The sequence below is a fragment of the Blautia sp. KLE_1732_HM_1032 genome (genome assembly GCF_025147905.1).
Lineage (GTDB): Bacteria > Bacillota > Clostridia > Lachnospirales > Lachnospiraceae > Blautia_A > Blautia_A fusiformis.
In genome coordinates, this window is the sequence record NZ_CP102266.1 from 2,871,545 (window position 1) to 2,895,517 (window position 23,973).

21 protein-coding genes are annotated in these 23,973 nt (G+C 45.2%); all 21 read right to left on the reverse strand.

Translation table 11 applies throughout. The annotated features are described in order from the left end of the window. Positions 1–17 precede the first annotated feature (17 nt). The 21 genes from hisF to NQ489_RS13775 all read right to left on the reverse strand — a co-directional run bounded on the left by hisF (position 18) and on the right by NQ489_RS13775 (position 23,891). Positions 18–776, reverse strand: coding sequence for an imidazole glycerol phosphate synthase subunit HisF (gene hisF / locus NQ489_RS13675; protein WP_021650804.1), 759 nt, complete (start codon positions 774–776; stop codon positions 18–20). Between the two features lie 2 nt (positions 777–778). After that, positions 779–1,408, reverse strand: a complete 630-nt coding sequence (hisH, locus tag NQ489_RS13680) for an imidazole glycerol phosphate synthase subunit HisH (protein WP_021650803.1) — start codon at positions 1,406–1,408, stop codon at positions 779–781. Positions 1,409–1,554: 146 nt separating this feature from the next. Continuing rightward, the gene (locus NQ489_RS13685; protein WP_021650802.1) at positions 1,555–3,072 is read right to left on the reverse strand and encodes a sensor histidine kinase; all 1,518 of its coding nucleotides are present in this window, start codon (positions 3,070–3,072) and stop codon (positions 1,555–1,557) included. After that, on the reverse strand, positions 3,069–3,749 hold the full coding sequence (locus NQ489_RS13690; RefSeq protein WP_015526981.1) for a response regulator transcription factor: 681 nt from the start codon (positions 3,747–3,749) through the stop codon (positions 3,069–3,071). Before NQ489_RS13690 ends, NQ489_RS13685 begins: the two co-directional genes overlap by 4 nt. 224 nt (positions 3,750–3,973) lie before the next feature. After that, on the reverse strand, positions 3,974–4,840 hold the full coding sequence (locus NQ489_RS13695) for a phosphatidylserine decarboxylase (protein WP_021650800.1): 867 nt from the start codon (positions 4,838–4,840) through the stop codon (positions 3,974–3,976). Then, positions 4,837–5,520, reverse strand: coding sequence for a CDP-alcohol phosphatidyltransferase family protein (locus NQ489_RS13700; RefSeq protein ID WP_021650799.1), 684 nt, complete (start codon positions 5,518–5,520; stop codon positions 4,837–4,839). Before NQ489_RS13700 ends, NQ489_RS13695 begins: the two co-directional genes overlap by 4 nt. Before the next feature lie 110 nt (positions 5,521–5,630). Then, positions 5,631–6,653, reverse strand: a complete 1,023-nt coding sequence (locus tag NQ489_RS13705) for a lysylphosphatidylglycerol synthase transmembrane domain-containing protein (protein WP_021650798.1) — start codon at positions 6,651–6,653, stop codon at positions 5,631–5,633. Next, positions 6,653–7,351, reverse strand: coding sequence for a phosphatase PAP2 family protein (locus tag NQ489_RS13710; protein ID WP_044961052.1), 699 nt, complete (start codon positions 7,349–7,351; stop codon positions 6,653–6,655). The genes NQ489_RS13705 and NQ489_RS13710 overlap by 1 nt, the downstream gene beginning before the upstream one ends. 324 nt (positions 7,352–7,675) lie before the next feature. Beyond that, entirely contained in the window at positions 7,676–8,323 is a 648-nt protein-coding gene (locus NQ489_RS13715; protein WP_021650796.1) for an L-rhamnose mutarotase, read from the reverse strand. Between the two features lie 206 nt (positions 8,324–8,529). Next, positions 8,530–9,453 carry an AEC family transporter gene (locus NQ489_RS13720; protein ID WP_021650794.1) on the reverse strand — a complete coding sequence of 308 codons (924 nt, stop codon included), beginning with the start codon at positions 9,451–9,453 and terminating at the stop codon, positions 8,530–8,532. 21 nt (positions 9,454–9,474) lie between these two features. Beyond that, entirely contained in the window at positions 9,475–10,662 is a 1,188-nt protein-coding gene (locus NQ489_RS13725) for a S41 family peptidase (RefSeq protein WP_021650793.1), read from the reverse strand. 172 nt (positions 10,663–10,834) lie between these two features. Continuing rightward, positions 10,835–11,740: a permease-like cell division protein FtsX gene (ftsX, locus tag NQ489_RS13730; protein ID WP_021650791.1), complete on the reverse strand. Its 906-nt coding sequence runs from the start codon at positions 11,738–11,740 to the stop codon at positions 10,835–10,837. Beyond that, on the reverse strand, positions 11,730–12,413 hold the full coding sequence (gene ftsE / locus NQ489_RS13735) for a cell division ATP-binding protein FtsE (protein WP_015526972.1): 684 nt from the start codon (positions 12,411–12,413) through the stop codon (positions 11,730–11,732). Before ftsE ends, ftsX begins: the two co-directional genes overlap by 11 nt. A gap of 608 nt (positions 12,414–13,021) precedes the next feature. Next, positions 13,022–14,113 (reverse strand): PucR family transcriptional regulator, encoded by a 1,092-nt coding sequence (locus NQ489_RS13740; RefSeq protein WP_015526970.1) that lies wholly within the window; start codon positions 14,111–14,113, stop codon positions 13,022–13,024. Between the two features lie 136 nt (positions 14,114–14,249). After that, positions 14,250–15,119: a YitT family protein gene (locus tag NQ489_RS13745; protein WP_021650790.1), complete on the reverse strand. Its 870-nt coding sequence runs from the start codon at positions 15,117–15,119 to the stop codon at positions 14,250–14,252. 191 nt (positions 15,120–15,310) lie between these two features. Continuing rightward, positions 15,311–15,685, reverse strand: a complete 375-nt coding sequence (locus NQ489_RS13750; RefSeq protein ID WP_021650789.1) for a PqqD family protein — start codon at positions 15,683–15,685, stop codon at positions 15,311–15,313. Further along, positions 15,685–17,583 carry an OPT family oligopeptide transporter gene (locus NQ489_RS13755; RefSeq protein WP_044961039.1) on the reverse strand — a complete coding sequence of 633 codons (1,899 nt, stop codon included), beginning with the start codon at positions 17,581–17,583 and terminating at the stop codon, positions 15,685–15,687. Before NQ489_RS13755 ends, NQ489_RS13750 begins: the two co-directional genes overlap by 1 nt. A 218-nt stretch (positions 17,584–17,801) precedes the next feature. Beyond that, the gene (locus NQ489_RS13760; RefSeq protein WP_021650787.1) at positions 17,802–19,601 is read right to left on the reverse strand and encodes a hypothetical protein; all 1,800 of its coding nucleotides are present in this window, start codon (positions 19,599–19,601) and stop codon (positions 17,802–17,804) included. Then, positions 19,594–20,511: an AAA family ATPase gene (locus NQ489_RS13765; RefSeq protein ID WP_015526964.1), complete on the reverse strand. Its 918-nt coding sequence runs from the start codon at positions 20,509–20,511 to the stop codon at positions 19,594–19,596. Before NQ489_RS13765 ends, NQ489_RS13760 begins: the two co-directional genes overlap by 8 nt. 203 nt (positions 20,512–20,714) lie before the next feature. Continuing rightward, positions 20,715–22,832, reverse strand: a complete 2,118-nt coding sequence (locus NQ489_RS13770) for a glutamine synthetase III family protein (protein ID WP_021650786.1) — start codon at positions 22,830–22,832, stop codon at positions 20,715–20,717. Positions 22,833–22,925: 93 nt separating this feature from the next. Next, positions 22,926–23,891, reverse strand: coding sequence for a diacylglycerol/lipid kinase family protein (locus NQ489_RS13775; RefSeq protein WP_015526961.1), 966 nt, complete (start codon positions 23,889–23,891; stop codon positions 22,926–22,928). Between the last annotated feature and the right edge of the window lie 82 nt (positions 23,892–23,973).

Below are 23,973 nucleotides of genomic sequence, written 5' to 3' on the forward strand. Positions count from 1 at the left end.
CTCACCTCTCATCCAACTTATCTTCTCACGGAAATTCCTTTTTCCGCAAGGTAATCCTTCACTTCCCGGATCTCCAGCTCTTTGTAGTGGAACAGAGATGCTGCCAGTGCCGCATCTGCTCCGCCTTCTGTCAGTGCATCATAAAAATGCTCCAGGGTTCCGGCACCACCGGAGGCGATCACCGGGATGGAAACCGCATTTGCAACGGCTCTTGTAAGTTCAATATCATACCCGGCCTTGGTTCCGTCACAGTCCATGCTGGTAAGAAGGATCTCACCTGCGCCAAGTTCTTCCACCTTCTTTGCCCATTCAAGAGCATCAATACCGGTATCCAGTCTTCCGCCATGTTTGTAGATATTCCAGCCGCCCTCCTGTCTTCTCTTGGCATCAATGGCAACTACTACACACTGGCTTCCGAATTTCTGTGCAGCCTCATGGATCAGCTCCGGACGGTCGATAGCTGCGGAATTTACAGAAATCTTATCTGCACCTTCACGGAGAAGCTTCCGGAAATCATCTACGGTACGGATTCCTCCGCCTACGGTAAACGGGATAAATACGTTGGCTGCAACAGCTCTTACCATATCCACCACGGTATCACGCTCCTCGCAGGAGGCAGTGATATCAAGAAAAACAAGCTCGTCCGCACCGGCTGCATCGTAAGCTTTGGCAATTTCCACCGGATCTCCGGCATCCTTAAGATCAACAAAATTCACGCCTTTTACTACACGTCCTTTATTTACATCCAGACATGGAATGATTCTTTTTGTAAACATGATTATGCCTCCTTTCCGGTGCCTGACTCAAGAGCCGCAAAATTCTCAAGGATCTTCAAGCCCCACCGGCTGCTTTTTTCCGGATGGAACTGACACGCAAATACATTTCCCTTTTCCACAGACGCATGGATGCATGTGCTGTACTGAGTGGTCGCTTTCACGATCTCTTCCTCCTCTGCCTGAAGATAATAGGAATGTACAAAGTAAACGTATGTGTTTTCCGGAATACCTTTAAATAATCTTCCGCTGTTCTGAATATGCAGGGAATTCCAGCCCATATGCGGGATCTTCAATCCCGGACTTGGCGGGATGCGCAGGATTTTCCCCTTCAGGATTCCAAGACCTTCCACTCCCGGTGTCTCATCACTGCTCTCAAAAAGCAGCTGCAGTCCCAGGCATATCCCAAGAAAGGGCGTTCCCTTTTCCACGATCTCATGTATTACCGGAACAAGTCCGTATTTTTTGAGATTTTCCATAGCATCACCAAAGCTTCCAACCCCCGGAAGGATTACTTTATCTGCTTTCAGAAGCACCTGGGGATCTCTTGAGACGACAGTCTCCTGTCCCAGATACTGAAGTGCTTTTTCCACACTTTTGATGTTTCCTGCATCATAGTCAATGATTCCTATCATAATAATGCTTCCTCCTGCTCTTTTGTATCTCGATATTCCTCTCTCACCTTCGATTTACATTGCTTTAGTATAACGCAAAAACAGGCGGTTGCAAAGACTTTTCTCTGCTGCCGCCCATTTTTTCACATTATCACGGTAAAGTTTTATTATTTCCGGTCCAGTGTAAACCAGAATTCCACGCCATTATCAAAGTTCTGTACGCCATATTCCTGGTTCATGCTTTCCATGATGGCCTTTACAATGGATAAACCGATACCGCTTCCGCCGTATTCCCTGGTTCTCGCTTTATCAACTTTATAAAATTTATTCCAGAGATTCGGTACATCTGCCTCAGGGATCGGAGTCCCTGTGTTAAACACACTGATCTTCACACGGTTACCCTCATCCTGCAGCTTGATCTCGATTTCTTTCTCTCCCTCCAGATGGTTCAGGGCATTGCTTACATAGTTTGTCACAACCTCTTCGATCTTAAACTCATCTGCCCATACATAAACCGGCTTCTCCGCCTCAAAGATCACTTTTGCATTCTTCTGCCCGATCATGATATTCATGGTCTGAAGCACGCCGCGGATCAGGGATACGATATCAAACCGCTCCATTACAACTGCATCTTTGCCGGATTCCAGCTGATTCAGTGTGAGAAGATTTTTTACCAGTTTATTCATCTTGGAGGCTTCATCCATAATGACATCGCAATAGAACTCTCTGCTCTCAGGATCATCAGAAATATTTTCTTTTAAGCCTTCTGCATAGCCCTGGATCAGGGCTATGGGAGTTTTCAGTTCATGGGACACGTTATCCAGAAATTCCTTTCGCATCTTGTCGATCTTGATCTTGTCCTCAATGTCACGCTGCAGTTCATTATTTGCAGATTTCAGTTCACTGATGGTAGTCTCCAGCTGTGAGGACATCCGATTGAAATTATCTCCCAGAACATCGATCTCATTGCCGACCTTGCTCTCGTATTTTGCCTCAAAATCCAGATCTGACATTTTTCTGGAAAGTTCCGTAAGCTCACTGATGGGACGGGTGATCCTCCTGGTCACGACCATAATGACCAGACCACTTAAGATTATGATCATCAGACCTACCGCAAAGTAAAACTTATTGGAAATATCAGCGCTCTCCCGGATGCTCTCAAGGGGTGTCCTTATGATAAAATAATGTTCCTCATCCAGCTGTCCCCAGCATTCCACATAATCCATTCCCGCAAAACGGTCATGCGACTGCTGGATGGTATAATTGTCACCCTGCTTCAAGGTCCGGCTCTTATCTCCGTCCTCATCCAGATCATAGACATATCCGAACAGCTTGCTCTGAAGCATTTTTTCATTTTCGCCCCAGGAAAGCCAGCTGGTATTGCTGCTGTCAATGATAACCCAGGAAAGATTGTTTCTGGAGCAGGCTCTCTGGATCTCATCGGGAATACTCTCCATACCTTTCGAACTGTTGCTGTTCATCATCTTGTCAATATCTGTATTTTCCAAAGTTGTTCGGAGATTCAGAAGTACATCGATCTTTTTTGTCACATAATATTTTTCAAGAAAGGCTCCGTTGATCACGGTAATAGTCAGAATGGATAAAAACAGCAGACCGATAAAGTATGCTGTGATCTGATGGCGGAGACTGTGGATCTTTTTTATTTTTTCCTTCGTTTTTTTCATTCTCCTACCTCAAACTTATAGCCCATCCCCCAGACTGTCTTGATATACTCGCCCTTATCGCCCATTTTACTTCTCAGTTTTTTGACATGAGTATCAATGGTTCTGGCATCTCCGAAATAATCATAATTCCACACAGAATTCAGGATCTTTTCTCTGGAAAGAGCGATTCCCTCATTCTCCAGGAAATAAGTCAGAAGCTCAAATTCCTTGAAGCTCAGATCCATCGGTTTATCATCTACCGTTGCCTGATGCGCTGCCTTGTCAATGACAATCCCACCTGCTGAAAGTATCTCATCTGGGTTGCTCTGTCCCGTTCTTCGAAGAATGGCTTCTACACGTGCTACAAGGATCTTGGGGCTGAAGGGTTTGGAAATATATTCGTCCACCCCGAGTTCAAATCCCAGAAGCTCATCACGCTCATCTCCTCTTGCTGTCAGCATAATGATGGGAACCTTGGAATTTTTGCGGATCTCACGACATACTTCCCAGCCATCCATCTTCGGCATCATCACATCCAGGATCAGAAGCGCAATATCCTTTTCTTTATAAAAAATATCCATGGCCTCCTCACCGTCACCTGCTTCCAATACCTGGAAATTCTTTTTGGTGAGAAAATCCTTTACCAGTTTTCTCATTCTGCTCTCGTCATCTACTACAAGAATTTTTAATGCATCCATTCTATCTTCCTCCGTTTCTCAGTCGCTGTTCCGGACAGCTGCTGACAGCCCGAAATGCTCTGTATCATCCCTCTTTACAAAAAGCTGAGCTTTTACTTCCGGTTCATTCTAAAGCGGATATTTCCATTCCGCTTTGCTACTGCTCATAATATATCACAGGTTTGTGTTGTGTGTGTGAACGTAATTTCATTTTTTTAATTTTATCCGCAAAAAAGGAGAACCCTCTAAAAGGATTCTCCGATCTTTTCTCCCATGAATACTCTTGTTTCAATTCCTTCACGGGAATTGTTTAAAATATCTTCATCCGGCTTTACCGCATTTTTTTCGGTGATCAGCACAATGGTGGAGCCGCCGAAAGCAAAATTTCCTTTTTCGTCTCCCCGTTTCACAAATGCTTTCCCTGGCCGGTTTTCGATTCTTCCGACAAGAAGAGCACCTACCTCCATCATCAGCACGGTACGGAAATTCTCTGTTTTCAAAAGAGAATACTCTCTGCTGTTTTCCTTGTAGATCGGATAGGCATCATTGGCCACGGGGTTGACTGTATGCAGGATCCCCGGGATCCTGATGCGTCCGGACTCCGCCGCATTGTCCGGATAAATATATCTGTGATAATCCTGAACACAGAGACGAAGCACCCACACATAGCCACCCTGATATCTCTTTCCAAGAAAAGGATTCCTGAGAAGCTCCTCTATGGTATATTCGGTCTGTTTGATATGAAGACGGGCTTTTTCATCTACCGGATACACACTCACCCTGCAGTCACAGGGACTAATAAAATGTCCCGGTTCCATATCAATATGGCGGGCACCCTCCCGGATCTTCCGCTTGAAAAAATCATTGTAGGAAGTATATTTACGCTTTTCATAATCACTCATATCCAGATGATTGAACCGTATAAAGGGTTTCACCGCTGCTGCCGAAAGCCTGGAATCCAGAATCCATCCCATGGCAATGGAAACAACAGGAGTGACCAGCGGCCGGATCAGCATGCGTCCGGCTACAGAACCGTAGATTTTTTCCAGAAGGTTGTTCTGAAAGGAATCCTCCTCTGTAATATGCCCCATTCTGTCCGCTGTCCGGATCATAGATTACCCCCTCTCTCCATGGAAAGCTTATAGAGATAATTGAACTTCCACCATCCTTCGTTGTAGAAAAGTACAAGAAGAACTGCCACAGCAACTACCGCAACAATGATCACCAGCTCCCTGTTGGTGGGCTTACGGAATTTAAAATCCAGGATAAACAGAAGTCCTACCGTCAGCATTGCGATATGAAGGAGCACCACAAACCATTTATACTCCGGAAAAAGCAGGGATACCACAAATAGAAGCGGCAGGACCACAGACATGGATGTGATGGGAAGTCCCTGATAATATTTTCGGTTTTCGGAGGTTTCATTCTGACGTTTTTCCTCCATAACATTGAAGTATGCCAGACGGATCAGGCCTGCCAGACCGTAAAATAAAAGAATAGCTATTCCGTAAATATGACACATTCCAAGCTTAAATCCTAGCACAATGGGAAGGATCCCGAAACAGACGATATCTGCAAGGGAATCGATCTGGATCCCGAAGCATTTCTCTTCCTCCGTTCTGTTCTTCTTAGTTCTTGCGATCTTTCCGTCAAACATATCGCACAGTCCGGAAAATGCAAGACAGCACACCGCTGCTGAAATATGGTCCGTCACAGCGCAGAAGATTCCGATCATGGAAGAAACTACGCTTATGTAAGTCATTATTACCGTGTAATCATAAAATCCTATCATTTGCACACCTCTTTTTTCTTTTTCATGTCAGGCTATATTCACAGTCCCACAGGAGACTTACCTGATCTGGGTCAAGCAGATCTCCGCGATCTGCATTCGATCAAATCTATTCAGGATTCCTTTTTTCCGATAGTGAGCTGAGCCACCGCAGTAAACACCGCACTGATCAGCAGCTCTCCGTAATATCCCAGCCCTCTGCTAAGCACCATTCCCGGAAGCAGCAGGCCACCGAATACCGGACTGAAAATGGTAAGAAACAAAGTCTCACTGATTCCCATTCCTCCCGGAAGCGGCAGCATATCCACAGATACCGATATCACTGCCTGGAGAAAAAGGATATCCCAGAAACCGGTTCCATGGAGTCCAAAAGCCTGATATACGAACCAGGTTACTGCAAACAGTGCCATACGCTGGATAAAAGTGATCTCTATTACTTTAACGATCACCAGCGGATTATTCTTCAGATATGCCGCAGTATTTCGGTAAGTATCCATGGAAGCTTCCAGTTTTTTCATCCGTCCCTCTTTTTTCCTCATCAGATGAAACCGTTCCAGAAGATTCATGCCCTTCATCAGGATCGCTTTTGCCAAAAGCGGATGAAATACCAGAATGGTCATAAAAGTGACACAGAAGATATTCAGCATCAGCCCCAGATAAAACACCGGCAGGATTCCTTCCAGATATTTGTGAAGAAATCCTCTTCCGAAAATCGCGATCCCAATACCGATCACCACAAGCACCAGCTTATAGGTAATCGTCACGATCATCAGGATCACCGTTGACACCGGAATGGAAATCTTCTCTTTTTTCATATAGTAGATCTGCATGGGCTGTCCGCCGCTGGCGGATGGTGTGATACAGCTGAAAAAGAATCCTACAGACGAAAACAGAAAGCAGGTTCTTTTTTTCAGATGGATCCCGCTGGAACGCATCATATACCAGATAATGATGGATTCCCCCCAGATAAAAAATGCTACCAGTGCAACTCCCGGAAGCAGCCACCGTTTATCTGCCCTATGTATGGCATCCATCATGGAAGACAGGTCTTCTCCGTGAAAAACGCCGTAGATAGTCAGGGCAAAAACTACTGCCAGGAACACTCCGTTAAATATGATCTTTTTTCTGCTCTTCATCACTTGACACCTTCTGTATAGCTGTTGATCTTCTTTTCAATTTTAGTTCCAAACCGTTCATAAATATGCCAGAGTTTTGTTTTCTGTCCCAGAATAAAGCATACCTGAGCCAGGATCACACCACCTGCCACATCCACAAGTACATGCTGCTTGGTAAAAATGGTAGACAGAAAAACCAGCACAGCCAGTGTAAACGATACCCCCTTATACCATGTCGGAATTCTTTTCTGATCCTTGATCCCCAGAAAACAGAACCAGCTTACCAGACAATGGATAGATGGAAACAGGTTATCTGCCGCATCAATGGAATACAGCCAGCCGGCCAGCAGATCCCAGATTCCGTTTCCTTCGATCACCGGTCTTGTATTGGTAGTGGGATATGCCAGAAATATGATCAGACACACACAACGGGATATAATATCCGCAGTAAAAAAACGGTAAACCTGTTCCCGCTCCTGCCTTGCCGCAAGGATATAATTCACTGCCCAGAATACATAACAGCCAAAATAGATAATCAAAAACTGCGGCACAAATGGGAGCCGCAGATCAAGATTACTTTCTATATTGTGATGATACCAACCGCCTGCGATCGCCCTTGAACCGGAATATACAAGACAGTTAAATACAAATGAAAAAACAAGGGGAAAAAGCCCGTACGCAGGTACGATCCCTGTTACATATTTCCAAAAACGTTTCATAAATTCACGCCTCATTATTTTATTGATATCAGGAATAAAACATATTCTTCTCCTGCTAACATCTGCTAGTCACAGTATAACAGTCGGGGCGTATGGTTTCAACTAAATATGGAAAGTTTAAGAATTGTTAAGATTTGAGTTCAGTTATTTTTTCTTTTTTGTTCATACTTTTTTCAGAATGACGTCACAGAATGACCACAAAATATGAGTATATTATTAGATGTGCAAAGGGTACTACCTTTGATAACACTTTTTTCTTTTTCATACTGCCGGGGCTACCTCCAAACAAAGCCCCGGCCTCCTTCCTTTTTATTTTCCCATTTTTTAATTATGCCATGCAAGACGTACACTGGATGGATATACTTCTTTTGTCATCCAGTCCACATCGTTGGTGATCCAGTCCATGATCCCGAGCTGGCGTGTCTCCCATGCGATGGTTGCCTCTCTTGCTTCCGGTGTTTCTTCCACTTCCATGGTTGTGTCGATCTCATCATATCCAAAAATATATCCGCCCGCACTCCAGATGCTGAAGTTGCTGTCCGGGCCCGGATCTATTGTTTCGCCTCTCTGCGCCACAAGTCCGTCATGACGGGCTTTATATTCTTCCTCACAGCCGTCTTTTAATTTTGTCATGAACATTCTGTGGCGGATCAGCTCTTTGTTTTCTCTCACAACACCAAAATTATGATACATCAGGCGCATGTCTTTTCCAGGAGTAGAGATCCAGGTAAAAGTATCTCCGATCTTTTCAGTCAATGCTGCCTTTACTTTCTCCTCTTCCGGAGAAATCACCTCTCCGTCTGCATTTTCGTAATATCCGAAGATCAGGTCTGCCGCATTCCAGATGCTGAAATTATGGATGCCGTTACGGTCAAGATATGCAGTAAGCTCCGGCCAGATCTCGCCTAAGTTCTTACGGTAATCATTCATTTTTCCTTCTTTTACTTTCATTGCAAAAGCATGTCGTTCCATTTATGCTATCCCCCTGTTTTGATGATCCTGTGCTATGTTTTCCACTATGAGCAGATGTAGTTCTTCTGCCCTCATATGATTTGATTCTATCACTTTTATTTTGTTTTTACAATTATGAGGGTAGGATTTCCGATCACTGTTCACAGGTAATATCCGCAAAGCATGTTGCCTGACACAAAGTTATCCGTAACGATTCCCTGAGATGCTCAGGCAAGATACAACATGACCATCAGTGGCATGGTTATGATACTTACCAGCGTTGTCATTACATTGATGGTGCTGGCATAGACCGGGTCCTGATCGTAGAGCTGTGCCAGCTGTACAACCGTTGTTGCCGACGGTGTGATCACTGCCATCAGACTGATAAGCAGAATGGTTTTTCCATCCTTTACCATTGAAGCCAAGGGCAGATACTTCAAAAACAACAGTATGAGCAGCGGAGTCACCACCATTTTCAAGATCGTGACCAGATAGATCCTGGAATGGCTGAAAATATCTTTCCATTTTACCTCCGTCATGGTCATTCCAAGCATGATCATACATACAGGTCCCAGGGTGGCTGAAATCTGGCTCATGGTGTTTCCAAGGATCACCGGCAGTCTGATCTGCGTGAAGAACAGAACGATTCCAAGGATAATAGCGATCAGATTGATGTTGCAGAGGATTTTTTTCCAGTTGATGCCGGCCTTCGCCTCCATCAGCGACTGTCCGTGGGTCCACATCAGGATCATTTGCACACTCAGGAAAGCACTGGCATAGATCACCCATTTTTCCCCAAGGACTACCGTTACAAGAGGGATCACCAGATTTCCGGAATTGGAATAGATGATGGATTCTTTTTCTACCACACTTAATTTCAGTGACTTGCCGATGATCTGTACAAATACCAGAAGAAAAATATGGATCAGGATGGCTGCTGCCACTGCCAGAAGGAAGCCATTCCGGATGCTTCTGGAATATTCGATCTGAAAAGCATTGATCATTACACAGGGCATGATGATGTAGATACAGATGACTGAAAGTGTCTTGCTGCTTTTTGCATCGATAAGTCCGCATTTTACCACTGTAAATCCACAGGACATCATCAGAAAAAATACGATGATCTGCTGCAATAATTGTAAAGTTATCATTTTTTCTCCCCTCCGAACGCGTCAGCTCTGTCCGATCTCTTTCAGGGCTGTCTGAAGCTGCGTGTCTTCTTTATGTGTAAGTTCTGTCCAGTCTGTGATGTCTCCGGAAAGCTCTGCTTCCACATCCGGAGTGATTCCTTTTTTGTTGATATCATTGCCCTTTGGCGTAAAATATTTTGCGATGGTGATCTTTACCGCACTGCCATCGGTAAGAGGCTGGATGGTCTGCACCACGCCCTTCCCATAGGTAGTTGTTCCTACAATCGTTCCAATCCCGTAGTCCTTCACCGCACCCGCAAAGATCTCCGATGCACTGGCACTGTTTCCGTTTACCAGAACAGCCAGCGGCATGTCCAGTTCATTTTTTCCGTCGCAGGTCTCCTCTTCCCTCTTTCCGTTTTTGTCCTCTGTATAGACGATCAGTCCTTCCGGAAGTATCTGGCGGAGTACGCCGCAGACTGCAGTAAGAAGGCCTCCCGGATTATCACGGAGATCCACAACCAGCTTCTTCATTCCCTGTTCCTTCAGATCTGCAAATGCTTTTTTATACTGATCGCTGGTCACCTCAGAAAATTCGGAGATCCGGATATAGCCGGTGTCTCCGGAAAGCATCTCATGGGAAACGGTCTGGATCTCCACATCCCGGATCTCCACTTTGACATCCCGAGGTTTCTCTTCGTTTTCCCGCTGTATGGTCAGCATTACGGAAGCTTTCTCACTGTCACGGACCATGGAAGCAATATCGGAAGTTTCTTTGTCTGTAACATCAGCTCCATCTACTGCCTTGATCACATCTCCCTTTCTCAGTCCCGCCTGTTCTCCAGGGCCACCCTCATAAAGCTGTATGATCTTTGCCCCTCCGGTGTCATCCTTCTGAAGAACGGCACCGATCCCTACGTAGGAGCCTTCATTGGAAGTATTCAGCTCTTTATACTGTTCTGCTGTGTAATAGGTGGAGTACGGATCCTTCAGGCCGGCAAGCAGGCCAGCATAAAGCCCCTCACGCAGGCTGCTTTCGTCTTTTTCATCCAGATATTCTTCATCGATCAGTTCTTCTAGGTAATTCAGCTTCTGAACCGTTTTCACATCGGAAAGCGCATTGCCTTTCGGAAACAGTACTTTCTGATAGCTGGTAAAAACAGCGCCTGTCACAACCAGCGTTGCTGCCACTCCAATGGCTATACCTTTTTTGAATTCTTTATTTTTCATATTTTTCCTTTCTTCTGCACAGCCGGCAAAGCCGATAAGGTCACAGATTTTCTGTACTCCTCTGTGCGCCGTTCGGTTTTTATATACCGAAAACGGCTGCCGATATTCCGACAGCCGCTGTATATCTTATGATCACACATCATGCGGATACATAAGATTCTCTGCTATTTGGTTATACTCTGAGATGTTTTCTTGTTGTGAAAAAGCTTCCCAAAAGACCGATTCCCACACCAAGTCCAAGTCCCATGGGAACCAGACCCTCATAAATCTGCCAGATCGGAATGAAATCCACGATACCTGTCAATACATTGAATTTTGTCAGAATAAACTCTACAGCGGAATTATACAGGAAAAACAGGCAGATCAGCGGTATCGCCGCACCGATCACACCGAGGATCATACCTTCCAGAAGGAATGGCAGTCGTACAAAAGCATCTGTAGCTCCTATGTATTTCATAATTCCGATTTCTTCCTTGCGGACAGAAATACCCATAGATACTGTATTGCTGATCAGGAATATGGAAATGATCAAAAGGATTGCGATCACGGCAATCGACACATAAGAAACCAGCTTGTTGATGGAACCAAGTGTCCTGGAGGCCTGTTCAGACTGATTTACCTTCCGGACATGATCCAGCCCCTGGATATAATTCACCAGTTCTGTCTGCTTGGTAATATCATTAAGATATACCTGATAATTGGATGAATTGGCAAGAGGGTTATCATCTTTAAATCCATCTGCCGCATCTTCATCTCCAAAATATTTCTGTTTGTATTCTTCCCATGCCTGATCTGCGGACTGATAGTCCATCCTGGCCACTTCCGGCCTGGACTGAATAGCATCGCCGATCGCCTGGATCTCTTCCTCTGAAGTGCCCTCATCAAAGAATACTGTGATCGGTACTTCTTCTTCCACCTTATGGGCAATATTACCGACGTTGTTCACGATGGAATAGAAAATGCCTACCAGAAAAATGCAGGCTGCCATCGTGATGATACATGCCAGGGAAAACATCCAGTTTCTTTTTATATTCTTAAAGCCCTGCTTCAGGGTATACCAGATCGTACTAGGCCTCATGATATCCTCCCTCTTTCTCATCGCTGATGATCTTGCCGTTGTGCATGGTGACTACTCGCTTGCGCATGGCATTGACGATGTCCTTATTGTGAGTAACTACCAGAACTGTGGTTCCTCTGTCATTGATCTGCTCCATCAGAGCCATGATCTCTTCAGAGGTTTTCGGATCCAGGTTTCCGGTCGGCTCATCTGCCAGAAGGATGTCCGGGCGGTTTACCAGTGCTCTGGCAAGAGCAACTCTCTGCTGCTCACCACCGGAAAGCTCATCCGGGTATGCCTTATACTTTCCTGCAAGTCCTACCTCCTGGAGAACCTCCGGCACACGTTTGCGTATCACACGGGTAGGTCTTCCTATGACACGCTGCGCAAATGCTACATTCTCATATACATTACGGTCTTTTAAAAGACGAAAATCCTGAAATACTACCCCAAGCTTTCTGCGATACTTGGCAACGCGTCTGTGTTTCATCTTCTCCAGACGTTCCCCGCTGACTGTGATCGTTCCGCTGGTAGAATCCAGTTCTTTCATCAGAAGCTTGATCAGTGTGGATTTACCGGAGCCACTGCTTCCTACTACAAATACGAATTCCCCTTTATCAACATGTAAGTTCGCATGATTCACAGCCGGAAGACCCGGGCCGTAAGATTTGCTCACATCTACAAGATCGATCATATATATCCTCCTCTATATTATAAAAGCATAATTTTCTTAATTTTTTTGTAACATTATTGTAATATATATTCTGTTTAAATGCAAGAATAAATTTCCCGGGCCCTACAACTGTTACTGTTCACGTTACTGTTCACTCCGTTCTCAGTAACACGCTTCGCGATGCACAGAATTTATGCTGATCGCATAAATTCGCGCGATATGTCTCGGGTTTTCTATGACCTTCGCTCACAAAAAACACCTCGCGGGACATTACCAGTGAACAGTAACCTGTTCACTCTATTCTCAGTAATGCGCTTCGCGGAATATTACCAGTGAACAGTAATCAACAGCCCTCTTCAAATTATTTATTTTAACGTAAAAATACCAAAATTACAATAGAGTCATGAATGTTATCTGTGAAGTTCATGTAAATTCGTTACTGCTCACTCCGTTCTCAGTAACACACTTCGTGAATACTTCCAAACAGGAGGGACATTTACACAATATTCCATGATGAAAAACACTCATACAAAAACTGCCGCCTATTCCGGGAAGGAATAAGCGGCAGTTTAAAAGTTCTAATATGTTGCCTTAATATATCAAACTATCATCCTGCATTCCGAATGCTATTAATACTCTAATGTCTCCATATATTTCATATATCGAACAACCATCAGCGCGATCTTAAATGTAATGGCATCCTCAAACACTCTCAAATCAAGGCCTGTACTCTTCTGGAGTTTATCCAGACGATATACCAGCGTATTTCTGTGGATATACAGCTGACGTGAAGTTTCAGATACGTTCAGACTGTTCTCAAAGAATTTATCGATAGTGACAAGTGTCTCCTCATCGAAATCATCCGGAGATTTGTTGTCAAAGATCTCGCGGATAAACATCTTACACAGAGGAATAGGCAGCTGATAGATCAGGCGTCCGATTCCAAGTGAGCTGTATGCGATAACTTCCCTGTCTCCGAAGAAGATCTTGCCTACATCAAGGGCCATACGCGCTTCTTTGTAGGAACGTGAAACTTCTTTCAACTCATTGACAATGGTACCGTATGCCATGTGGACATCCTCACCATCTTTATTCAGATCCAGAGTATCCATAATCGTATGAGCCAGCTTATCCATCTCCGGATAGCCCTCTCCCTCTTCCAGTTCCTTGACTATAATGATGCTCTTCTCATCAACAGCAGTGATAAAATCTCTGCTCTTTCCGCCAAAAAGGCTTTTCACGCTCTCTACAGAGCTGTGATCTTTCTCCTGGTTCAGTTCCAGGATCATAACTACACGACGGACATCTGCTTCAATATGAAGCTTCTTCGCTCTGTTGTAAATATCCACCAGAAGAAGATTATCAAGAAGAAGATTCTTGATAAAGCTGTCTTTGTCAAAACGCTCCTTGTACGCAACGATCAGATTCTGGATCTGGAAGGCTGCAAGCTTGCCTACCATATAAGTATCCTCATCATCTCCGTGGGCTACCAGGACATATTCCAACTGATAATCATCACAGACCTTAAAGTACTGAAATCCCTTGACAAGCTGGCTGTCCGCCTGGGATTCTACAAAAGCCTGGATATCTGCCGGCTGGATCTCAAAATCAGAAAAGGTAGACGCAAGTACCTTGCCGTCTGTGTCAATGACACAAAATTCCGTCCTTGATATTTCTTTAAGTCCCTCGAGCGTATTCTGTAACACCTGATTCGATATCATTCCGTTCAATCCCTTCTCACTTATGTGTATGCTTATCTTCTGTCTTTCCCTCTCTATCTATGGCTATTTTAATACAAAATCACCAAAAATGAAAGAGTAAAACTGAAAAAATTTACAAATTTTTGTTGAAATCCGCCTAATTTTTCTCTATAAAACCTTCTCCATGAACTTCTCTTGCATCGGAAACGATCACAAAAGCGTTGGGATCAATATCATCTACCAGCTCTTTCAGCTTCACAATTTCCTTTTTGTTTACCACACAGAAGATGATCGTCTTCTCCTGACCGGAATACATCCCCTTGCCACAGATCCCTGTCGCTCCGCGATCCAGGTCTTCCATAATGACTCTGGCAACCTCATCCGGCTTCTCCGTGACGATAAATGTCTGTTTGGAAAACTTCAGACCTTCGATCAGACTGTCGGATACTTTTGTTACCAGATAAACCGCAATGATGGCATACAGGGCCCGCTGGATACCGAACACATACATTCCTACGATCACAATAAGCCCATCAATAAACTGCATGATCTGTGCGATGGAATAATGACGCATATACTTCTGGATCAGTGCTGCCATCATATCCGTTCCGCCTGTGGTTCCCTGTCCAAGGAAAACCATTCCAATGCCGATTCCCAAGATCACACCACCGTATACAGCAGCCAGAAGGAGATCATCTCCCGCAATATTCCACACCGGCTGAATGGCAAGCCAGGTTGAGAGGGAGATCTCACCGACCAGAGCTTTTTTTACAAAGGAAAAGCCTTTGATCCGCCATCCCAGAAAAAACAGCGGGATGTTCAGCGTGATATTGGTAAGCCACAGTGGAACCCCGCCATCTACGATCCCACCGGTCCAGTGCTTCACCAGGATCGCAATACCGGAAAAGCCTCCGGTTACCAGCCCGGTTGCATCAAAAACGGAATTGATGGCAAGTGCCATCAGCCCGGTTCCTACTATGATCAGAAGATAATCCAGATACCAGTCCTTTTTTTTCACAAGACTCATAAAGTGCTCCTTTCATTTTTTACAGCAATTCCCGGAATTTCTGTCTTGAAATGTCCTCAATATTTCTATTCCGCTGTGAAAATCCCAGAAATGCTATAGTATCATATGACAACTGCATCAGTTTCCCGCACTAACGTGTCATAAAAAGAACGGGACCGTACACTATTCTGCGTCCGTTCCCGTTCTCCATGCTATTTTTCTGTCTTTTTATTTATAAAATGAACAAATTCATAGCTTTCCATTATCTGAAAGTATTTTACGATTCTCGGATAAAGCGGTTCTGCCTTATCTCCGAAATGCTCTTTCACCAGCAGGGCAAGCTCCTGCACGGTTTTGGCTCCATCGATCTCAGGCCAGATAAAAGTTCCCATTTCATCAAGATGAACCTTGGAAAACCTTGGCTTGCCAAAAACCTTCTGCGCGATGGTATTGAACATACCCTTATTCTCTATCTCAAGAATGATCCGCTGCTTCAGGTCCCGGTGCCACCGGATCGACTGGTTTGTTTCCGGGATCAGATCAAGATAGTTGATATCCTGTTTCTTATCCTTTTTGTTTTTTCTCATCAGGCTTTCTTCTTTCTCCAGATAGAGAATTTAAGCAGTGACAGGATCATGATGATCATCAGCACAACGCCGCCGATATTTCCAAGGTTTACAACGCCGGACATATCAAGGCTGATACCGACAACTGCAAAGATCGCAAGAAGAATTCCAACAAGACCCTCGCCGGCGATCATACCAGCACAGTACAGGGTACCATCTGTGGACTGAGCTGTCTTGGTTTTTTCGTCAACACCTTTTCTGCTGTCAAGTAATCCACGAACGATACCACCGATCATGATGGTTGCGTTCAGGTAGATTGGAAGGTAAAGACCGATTGCGAAAGGCATTACCGGGATACGGAGGATCTCAAGGCAGATTGCAAGGAATACACCTACAAATACAAGTCCCCATGGAAGGTTTCCGCCCATGATTCCCTCAACGATCATCTTCATAAGCTGAGCCTGTGGCGCAGGGATCTCTGCTGTACCGTAGCCCCATGCTGCATCCAGAAGATACAGAACACCGCCGATAGCAAGACCGGAAACAACAACACCGAGCATCTCGCCCATCTGCTGCTTCTTAGGTGTAGCACCGAGAAGGTATCCTGTCTTAAGGTCCTGAGAGGTATCACCGGCGATCGCTGCGATGATACAGATAACAGAACCAACAGCGATCGCTGCTGTCATTCCGTCGATACCTGTTTTACCGGAGCTCTTGATCGCAAATGTAGCAATCAGAAGAGTAGCGATAGCCATACCGGAAACCGGGTTGTTGGAGCTTCCTACAAGACCTACCATACGGGAAGATACTGTTGCAAAGAAGAATCCAAAAACTACGATGATACATGCACCAAGAAGAGTTACCGGGATTGCCGGAACGATCCAGATGATAAATACCATTGCTATAACACCGAGAAGGATGAACTGCATCGGAAGATCCTGTGCGGTTCTCTCTGTGCTTGTGTTCTTGCTTCCCTTCATGCTCTTCATGGAGTCACGGAAGGTTGTAACGATCAGCGGCAGGGATTTGATCAGGGAAATGATACCACCTGTTGCGATAGCACCTGCGCCGATATATTTAACATAAGTAGACCAGATTGCTGATGCTCCGCCGTTTGCGTAAAGCTGGGCAATGGTCGTTCCCTCTGCTGCCGGATACATCCATGTATCAGGTCCGAACAGGCAGATCAGCGGAATGATGACCATCCAGCCGATAAGAGAACCGGTAAACATGTAGGATGCGATCTTCGGTCCTACGATATAACCAACACCGAGAAGTGCCGGATAAACCTCCATACCGATCTCACCCTTGAAGGATTTAAATGCTGCAGAAACATCTGCCGGAAGAAGCTTCAGTCCATCAACAACAAATTTGAAGACAGCAGCAAGTCCCATACCGGAGAATACTGTGGAAGCATTTGCTCCACCTTCCTCACCGGCAAGAAGAACGTCTGCGCAGGCAGTTCCTTCCGGATAGAGAAGAGTTGCATGCTCTTTAACAATGAGGGCATTACGAAGGGGTACCATGAAAAGTACACCAAGGATACCACCGCAAAGTGCGATCAGAGTGATCTCAACGATGCCTGGTTTGCTTGTAAGTCCTTCCTCTGCCCAGAGGAACAGTGCAGGCATGGTGAAGATAGCACCTGCTGCAAGAGACTCACCGGCTGAACCGATAGTCTGGACCATATTGCTCTCCAGAATGGAGTTTCTGCGAAGAATCACGCGGATAACACCCATGGAGATAACTGCCGCCGGAATGGAGGCAGATACTGTCATACCAACACGAAGACCAAGGTAAGCATTGGCTGCGCCGAAGATGACAGCAAGAATACATCCCATGATCACAGATGTAACTGTGAGCTCCGGAGTGATTTTCTCCGCAGGAATGTAAGGTTTGAACTCTGTGTTTTTGTTCATATTTCCTCTCCCTTTATCTAGTAAATTAGTAACGTTATATAGTATAGCAAATTTCGCAGTATTTTGCAAGAAATTATATCTGAGATATTATATATTATTTACAATTTTCTGTATAATTATAAGCAAATAATTGGTCACTATGCAGCTTTTATGCTAACATAGTGACCTTATTCCTTACAATTGAATATTATACATTTAAAATAAAATACTTTTTTTTTTCAGTTGTCCGTTTCCAGCTGTTTTGTCAGATATCGCCCTACGATCTTCGAAAAATTTCCGATATCCCGGATATAGGCAAAATCCTTTCCAAAAATCTTCTTTTCCGCCGGAAGATCCTTCTCTTCGCCTGCAAATACCCCCAGAACACTGACGCCCTGGCTCCGAAGACGCCGCACCTCTGTTGCAGTATCTGAAATGGCATATTTTCCCTGATAAGGGGCCGGATTTTTTGCATTGGGGCGGTTTATGATCACATCGTAGGGGCGTCCGTCACTTAAGATGATCAGGATCTTTTTTTCCTCTTCCCTCTGCAAAAGACTGTATCCCGCTGCTTTTATGGCAAGCCCGTCCCGATTATTGGAGGAAGTCACATAATTGAAAATATCCTCATCCGCCGAAACCGGATCATCATATTCCCGGAACCTGTGCAGGATCGTATGATCCCAGAATGTACAGTAGCTCATAACCCGATGAGGGATGTCCACATTGCTCAGGGCAGAGCTGATCATATAAGCCTGCAGTGCCACATCTCCCTGCCGACTCATCTGTGAACCACTGGCATCGATCAGTATATCCACCACAAAATCCGTATTGTCTCCACGAAGAATCCTCTTGAAAAGATTTGCCTCACCGCTTCTGCCTATACGCCACAGCCTAGAAGGAACGATAGTTCCCCGGTCTGATAGGACTTCCTGATTTTCACTTCGGATCACCAGTGCTTTTTTCAGGAGTTCAGTCAATATGGCAATATTTCGTTTTGCAATTCTGTGCTTGTCATGATAGATCCATATGTTCTTATTACGCAGACGCTTTGCATACTGGTACTGATAATTATCACGAACCGGATTTTTCAGGATTCCTTCTGTAAAATACAGGCTGCAGTCTCCGTGTATTCCCCGGCACATAAGATGGTTCATTCTTTTTTCTTCCGCAGGTGTGAGATAGGTTTTTCCAAAATTCAGTTCCACATAGGTATGAGCTTTCTGAAGAGCTTCCTCTGAAATCACCGTGATCTTGTTTTTCACCTTACGTTTTTCTTCCATATCCTGTGTCAGCGAGGAATCTTCAATATCTGTCATCCGGTCTGTGAGCTTTTCCACATAATTTTCCAGAGCTTCCTCATACATCTCTTCATTAAGGTAGTCTTCCCAGCCAAATTCCGTCAGTTCTTCCAGCGTCACCGCCATTACCCGTTCAAGGGAACCGTTTTTCTTCTCAAAGTCCGGATCGATGACCGCATTATAGAGGCTGTCGATGATCCGAATCAGTTCCATGGTATCTCTGCTTTCTGCGCAGGCATAGATCTGATCCCGGAATGCAGACAGTTTTTTCTCCAGAGGCTGTACGCTTCCTGTAAGTACATCACGGAATACTGCAATTTTCAGCCTATCTAACAACTTATCGTAGAAAGGCAGGGTTTCATATTCCTGATCCAGGATATCTTCCAGAGCTTTTTTTCTCATGCGGCGAACCCCGGGGCGCTCTTCACAGATCCGCTCTCCCACTGCCGCTTCGATACAGAGCTGTGTCAGCCCGGTCAGCTCCGTCTCAGAGGCATCCAGATAGATTTTTTTTACAAGATAAAGGCCAAGCAGATTTTTGTCAAAATATCTGGCAAAAGCCCCCTGTTTGATCCCATCGTAAAGAGCGATCTCTTTTGAGCGGAGAAACAGCGATACATCCGGCTTCACATCCAGTGTATAGTCGCCGCTTACCGTCCAGAGGAGATTACGGATCCGGTTTTCCAGCTCCATCTTGTAATCTTCTATAGAAAGTTCTTCTGTCAGATCTTTATGCATAGACATCGTCCTTCGTCCACTCTTCCGGGATCCTTGTACGGACTACATCGTCCACGATCTCCTTTTCAAAAATATCGAAGGTTTTGTTCACCACTCCCATCTGCACTGCTGCCAGGGGAGAAAGTCCTGCACGAACGATCTTCATAGCAGCCAGAAGACCTCGAAGATCCAGCGCTTTTGTGGAGATCTCACTGTTTACGGATTTCTTCTGAAGATCCATAAATACACCGATAAACTGTTCCACTGCCTTTTCCTTTGCCTCCGGGAACATTTTGCGGAAAATAAATCCCAGGGTTTCTTCTGTCTGCGCTGGCATATCGATCACCAGGAAACGAGAAACCAGAGCTTCGTTCAGCTCCTTTGTTCCTGCATATCCGTAGTTCATGGTTCCGATAAAACGTGCCGCAGGATGAAGGTCGATCCGGTCATAGCCCGGAACATCAATGGAGCGGCGATAGTCCAGAGTTGCATGAAGGACAGAAACCGCATCGTTCTTTGCCATATTGATCTCATCCAGAATACCGAAGCCACCATACTCGGCACACTGATAGATGCTGCCCTTTCGGAGGCAGACTTCATTGTTTACAAAGGTATCCGTTCCGATCAGATCTCCGCTGTTTGTATTGACATGGAAAGATACATTATAAACCGGACGGCCAAAAGCATATGCCAGATTTTCTGCCAGGATATTTTTACCCGTAGCCTTTGGGCCTGCAAGAAGAAGATTTTCTCCTTCCAGAAGTCCTGCAATGGCCATTTCCAGGATTTCTTTTCCGTAGAACGGTATGGACGGTCTGGTAACTCTGGCTGCAGCCCCCTCGTCAACGTTATAATTTTTTCGAAACTCCTCGATGCCGTGGATCAGGCTTTCGGAAACGTTCTGTTCTTTTAAAAATTCTAATTCTATCATATATACTTACTCCTGAATCTGATTGAATGCCGCAGATATCCTCATCCGCAGTTATTATATGATCCTATGACGGATAACCGCTTACAGATTTTTTCTCCGCCAGGTAAAAAACGGGACAGATCTTACATCTGTCCCGTCATTTGATTTCAAAGATGCCGCTGCACCCAGGGAACATCTCTTATTTCCTGATTTTATTTAACCGATCATACCTCAAAGATCAGATCACCGTAGGATGGCATCGGCCACATATCTTTATCTACGATCATCTCAAGCTCGTCTACAGGTTTTCTTAAAGCCTGCATTGCCGGTACCACGCTCTCTCTGAAGAATACAGCACGGTCACGTCCCTCTTCATGGGATTCCGACTCAGCGATCAGTCCGGAAAGCTTATCCATAGCTGTCTTGGTCTCAGCAAGAAGTGCGGAGGTTTTTTCCAGAAGACTTGTCTGTACACTGACATCAAGCGCTGCGCTCACTGCCTTCACAGAATTGATGGACTCTGCAAGAACCGTTGTATAACGGATCACTGCCGGGATGATCTGCTTAGTAGCTACATCCACCATGGTCTTGGCCTCAATGTTGATAGCCTTTGCATAGCCTTCATACTGGATCTCTGCTCTGGACTCAAGCTCTGCTCTTGTAAATACATTAAAGGATTCAAAAAGCTTCACAGCCTTATCTGTAGTCAGCGCAGGAATGGCATCTACCATGGACGGAAGGATCGGAAGTCCACGTCTCTTTGCCTCTGCCTCCCACTCCGGTGCATATCCGTTTCCGTTGAATACAATACGCTGATGCTGGATCGCATACTCCTTGATCAGGTCATGTACTGCAGTATCAAAATCGTCTGCTGCTTCCAGACGGTCGCATGCATCGCGGAATACTTCTGCTGCAATCGTGTTCAGAACTACGTTGCACTCGGAAATGGAATCACGGGAACCAACCATACGGAACTCAAATTTGTTTCCTGTGAACGCAAACGGTGATGTTCTGTTTCGGTCTGTAGCATCCTTCATGAAATCCGGAAGTGTCTTAACACCGGTATCCAGGATCTCGCCGGTCTTACTGTGTGTGGCGGTACCTGTGCTGATCAGCTGCTCCAGAACATCCTGAAGCTGCTCGCCAAGGAATACGGAGATAACTGCCGGCGGTGCCTCGTTTCCTCCGAGACGTTCATCGTTTCCAACGTCTGCTGCAGACTCTCTCAGAAGATCTGCATGCTCATCAACGGCTTTCAGGATACAGGTGAGAACAAGAAGGAACTGGATATTCTCATGAGGAGTTTTTCCCGGCTCAAGAAGGTTGATCCCGTCATCCGTTGTCAGGGACCAGTTGTTGTGCTTACCGGAACCGTTAACTCCTGCAAACGGTTTCTCATGAAGCAGGCAGCGCATACCATGGCGACTTGCAACTTTTTTGAGGATACGCATCATGATCTGGTTGTGATCTGCTGCAATATTTACCGGTGCGTAGATCGGTGCCAACTCATGCTGTGCAGGTGCAACCTCATTGTGCTGTGTCTTTGCTGTTACGCCCAGCTTCCAGCACTCCTCGTTGACTTCCTTCATGTATGCGGAGATTCTCTGACGGATGGTTCCGAAATAGTGGTCATCCATCTCCTGTCCCTTCGGCGGCATAGCACCGAAAAGAGTTCTTCCTGTATAGATCAGATCTTTTCTCTGGAGCCATTTCTCCTTATCAACCAGGAAATACTCCTGCTCAGCTCCAACGGAAGGAGTTACTTTTTTTGATGTTGTATTTCCGAAAAGGCGAAGAAGTCGAAGCGCCTGTGTATTGACCGCTTCCATGGAACGAAGAAGCGGTGTTTTCTGGTCAAGCGCCTCTCCTGTGTAGGAGCAGAATGCTGTGGGGATACATAAGATCCCGCCGGCTGCGTCATGACGTACAAAGGCAGGTGATGTGCAATCCCATGTTGTATAGCCTCTTGCCTCGAATGTTGCACGAAGTCCTCCGGATGGAAATGAGGATGCATCCGGCTCACCCTTGATCAGCTCCTTGCCAGAAAAACTTAAGAGTACCTTGCCGTCCTCTCTTGGCGCTGTGACAAATGCGTCATGTTTCTCGGCAGTAACACCTGTCAGCGGCTGAAACCAGTGACAATAATGAGTAGCCCCTTTCTCAATAGCCCATTCCTTCATCTCATGTGCAACCACATCAGCGATCTCCATGGACAGCTCCTTACCCTCTTCTATTGTCTTTTTCAGTTCGCGGTATACCTTCTTCGGCAAACGGTCCTGCATAACAGAATCGTTAAATACATCGCAGCCAAAGATTTCCTTTACGTTGATATAATCTCCCATTTCTTCCTCCTTTTCGTTCCTGTATATCCAGTCTTTCTTATGAGGAAAGACATTTTCACCTCTGTATGATCACCTTGTCTTCGGATACTCGGATCATTCTTCGCTCTTCTGGGTAATCTCCTTAATCTCCTGCATTTTCTGGTTCAGCCGGCTTTTTTTCTGTTTCTTACTGCTGGTAAGATAAAGGTTCATGGCCTCATGAAGATTATCGATCTCCACATGGGTCTGATCTCCACCGAACTCTCCATCCAGCGTCCACGGAACAGCCTCCTCTGACTCTATCACAACATGCGCAGACTTAAAAGAATAGATCAGATCTGTATTATCCTCTGCAGTAAGAAGCGCAGTCATGATCTCCTGAAGCTCCAGCGGATTCTTCGGATTGGTGATCAGTGTCACCTCAAACAGTCCGTCATTCATATCCACGTTTTTTCCGGTAAGATTCTTAAATCCGCCTACAGATCTGGAATTGCTGATCATACCGTAGATAAAATCATTCTCCACAGTCAGCTCATCGGAGGTTACCTTCAGATGATAGGATTTCACCTCAAAAAGCTGCTTCATCCCTTCCAGCACATAGGCAACATGTCCCAGGATATTTTTCAGATCCTGGTCTGTCTCATAGGAAACATTGGTAAACAGTCCAAACGCAGCCACATAGGCAAATGTCTGGTTATTAAATTTACCGATGTCACAGTGATAGATCTGCTCCTCCATGATCATGGAGGCAGCTGCAGTCATACTCTTCGGCATAAACAGACTGTTGGCAAAATCATTGGTGCTTCCTGCAGGGATATACCCGATCGGTGTCTGGCTGCCCACTTCCACGATTCCGGTAACCACCTCATCCAGTGTACCGTCACCTCCACTGCAGGCGATCAGATCTACCTGATCTGCATATTCCTTCACCTGTTCATAAGCATCCTTCGGTCCCTGCGTGGCACGGATGATCACTTCGTACCCACCTTTATTAAAGATATCCACAATGTCCAGCAGATGCATCTTGATTCTTCCTTTTCCTGCTTTGGGGTTGAAAACAAAAAGCATTCTTTTTTTCATTATACAATCCTCATTTCCCGAAATGATTCGTTATGTCTATTCTTTTACTATGATAAAAAAAACGATGTAAAATGTCAATCTT

Bases quoted from the DNA above. Each gene is read 5' to 3' on its own strand.
- hisF (WP_021650804.1), bottom strand. From the start codon at position 776: ATGTTTACAAAAAGAATCATTCCATGTCTGGATGTAAATAAAGGACGT.
- hisH (WP_021650803.1), bottom strand. From the start codon at position 1,408: ATGATAGGAATCATTGACTATGATGCAGGAAACATCAAAAGTGTGGAA.
- NQ489_RS13685 (WP_021650802.1), bottom strand. From the start codon at position 3,072: ATGAAAAAAACGAAGGAAAAAATAAAAAAGATCCACAGTCTCCGCCAT.
- NQ489_RS13690 (WP_015526981.1), bottom strand. From the start codon at position 3,749: ATGGATGCATTAAAAATTCTTGTAGTAGATGACGAGAGCAGAATGAGA.
- NQ489_RS13695 (WP_021650800.1), bottom strand. From the start codon at position 4,840: ATGATCCGGACAGCGGACAGAATGGGGCATATTACAGAGGAGGATTCC.
- NQ489_RS13700 (WP_021650799.1), bottom strand. From the start codon at position 5,520: ATGATAGGATTTTATGATTACACGGTAATAATGACTTACATAAGCGTA.
- NQ489_RS13705 (WP_021650798.1), bottom strand. From the start codon at position 6,653: ATGAAGAGCAGAAAAAAGATCATATTTAACGGAGTGTTCCTGGCAGTA.
- NQ489_RS13710 (WP_044961052.1), bottom strand. From the start codon at position 7,351: ATGAAACGTTTTTGGAAATATGTAACAGGGATCGTACCTGCGTACGGG.
- NQ489_RS13715 (WP_021650796.1), bottom strand. From the start codon at position 8,323: ATGGAACGACATGCTTTTGCAATGAAAGTAAAAGAAGGAAAAATGAAT.
- NQ489_RS13720 (WP_021650794.1), bottom strand. From the start codon at position 9,453: ATGATAACTTTACAATTATTGCAGCAGATCATCGTATTTTTTCTGATG.
- NQ489_RS13725 (WP_021650793.1), bottom strand. From the start codon at position 10,662: ATGAAAAATAAAGAATTCAAAAAAGGTATAGCCATTGGAGTGGCAGCA.
- ftsX (WP_021650791.1), bottom strand. From the start codon at position 11,740: ATGAGGCCTAGTACGATCTGGTATACCCTGAAGCAGGGCTTTAAGAAT.
- ftsE (WP_015526972.1), bottom strand. From the start codon at position 12,413: ATGATCGATCTTGTAGATGTGAGCAAATCTTACGGCCCGGGTCTTCCG.
- NQ489_RS13740 (WP_015526970.1), bottom strand. From the start codon at position 14,113: ATGATATCGAATCAGGTGTTACAGAATACGCTCGAGGGACTTAAAGAA.
- NQ489_RS13745 (WP_021650790.1), bottom strand. From the start codon at position 15,119: ATGAGTCTTGTGAAAAAAAAGGACTGGTATCTGGATTATCTTCTGATC.
- NQ489_RS13750 (WP_021650789.1), bottom strand. From the start codon at position 15,685: ATGAGAAAAAACAAAAAGGATAAGAAACAGGATATCAACTATCTTGAT.
- NQ489_RS13755 (WP_044961039.1), bottom strand. From the start codon at position 17,583: ATGAACAAAAACACAGAGTTCAAACCTTACATTCCTGCGGAGAAAATC.
- NQ489_RS13760 (WP_021650787.1), bottom strand. From the start codon at position 19,601: ATGCATAAAGATCTGACAGAAGAACTTTCTATAGAAGATTACAAGATG.
- NQ489_RS13765 (WP_015526964.1), bottom strand. From the start codon at position 20,511: ATGATAGAATTAGAATTTTTAAAAGAACAGAACGTTTCCGAAAGCCTG.
- NQ489_RS13770 (WP_021650786.1), bottom strand. From the start codon at position 22,832: ATGGGAGATTATATCAACGTAAAGGAAATCTTTGGCTGCGATGTATTT.
- NQ489_RS13775 (WP_015526961.1), bottom strand. From the start codon at position 23,891: ATGAAAAAAAGAATGCTTTTTGTTTTCAACCCCAAAGCAGGAAAAGGA.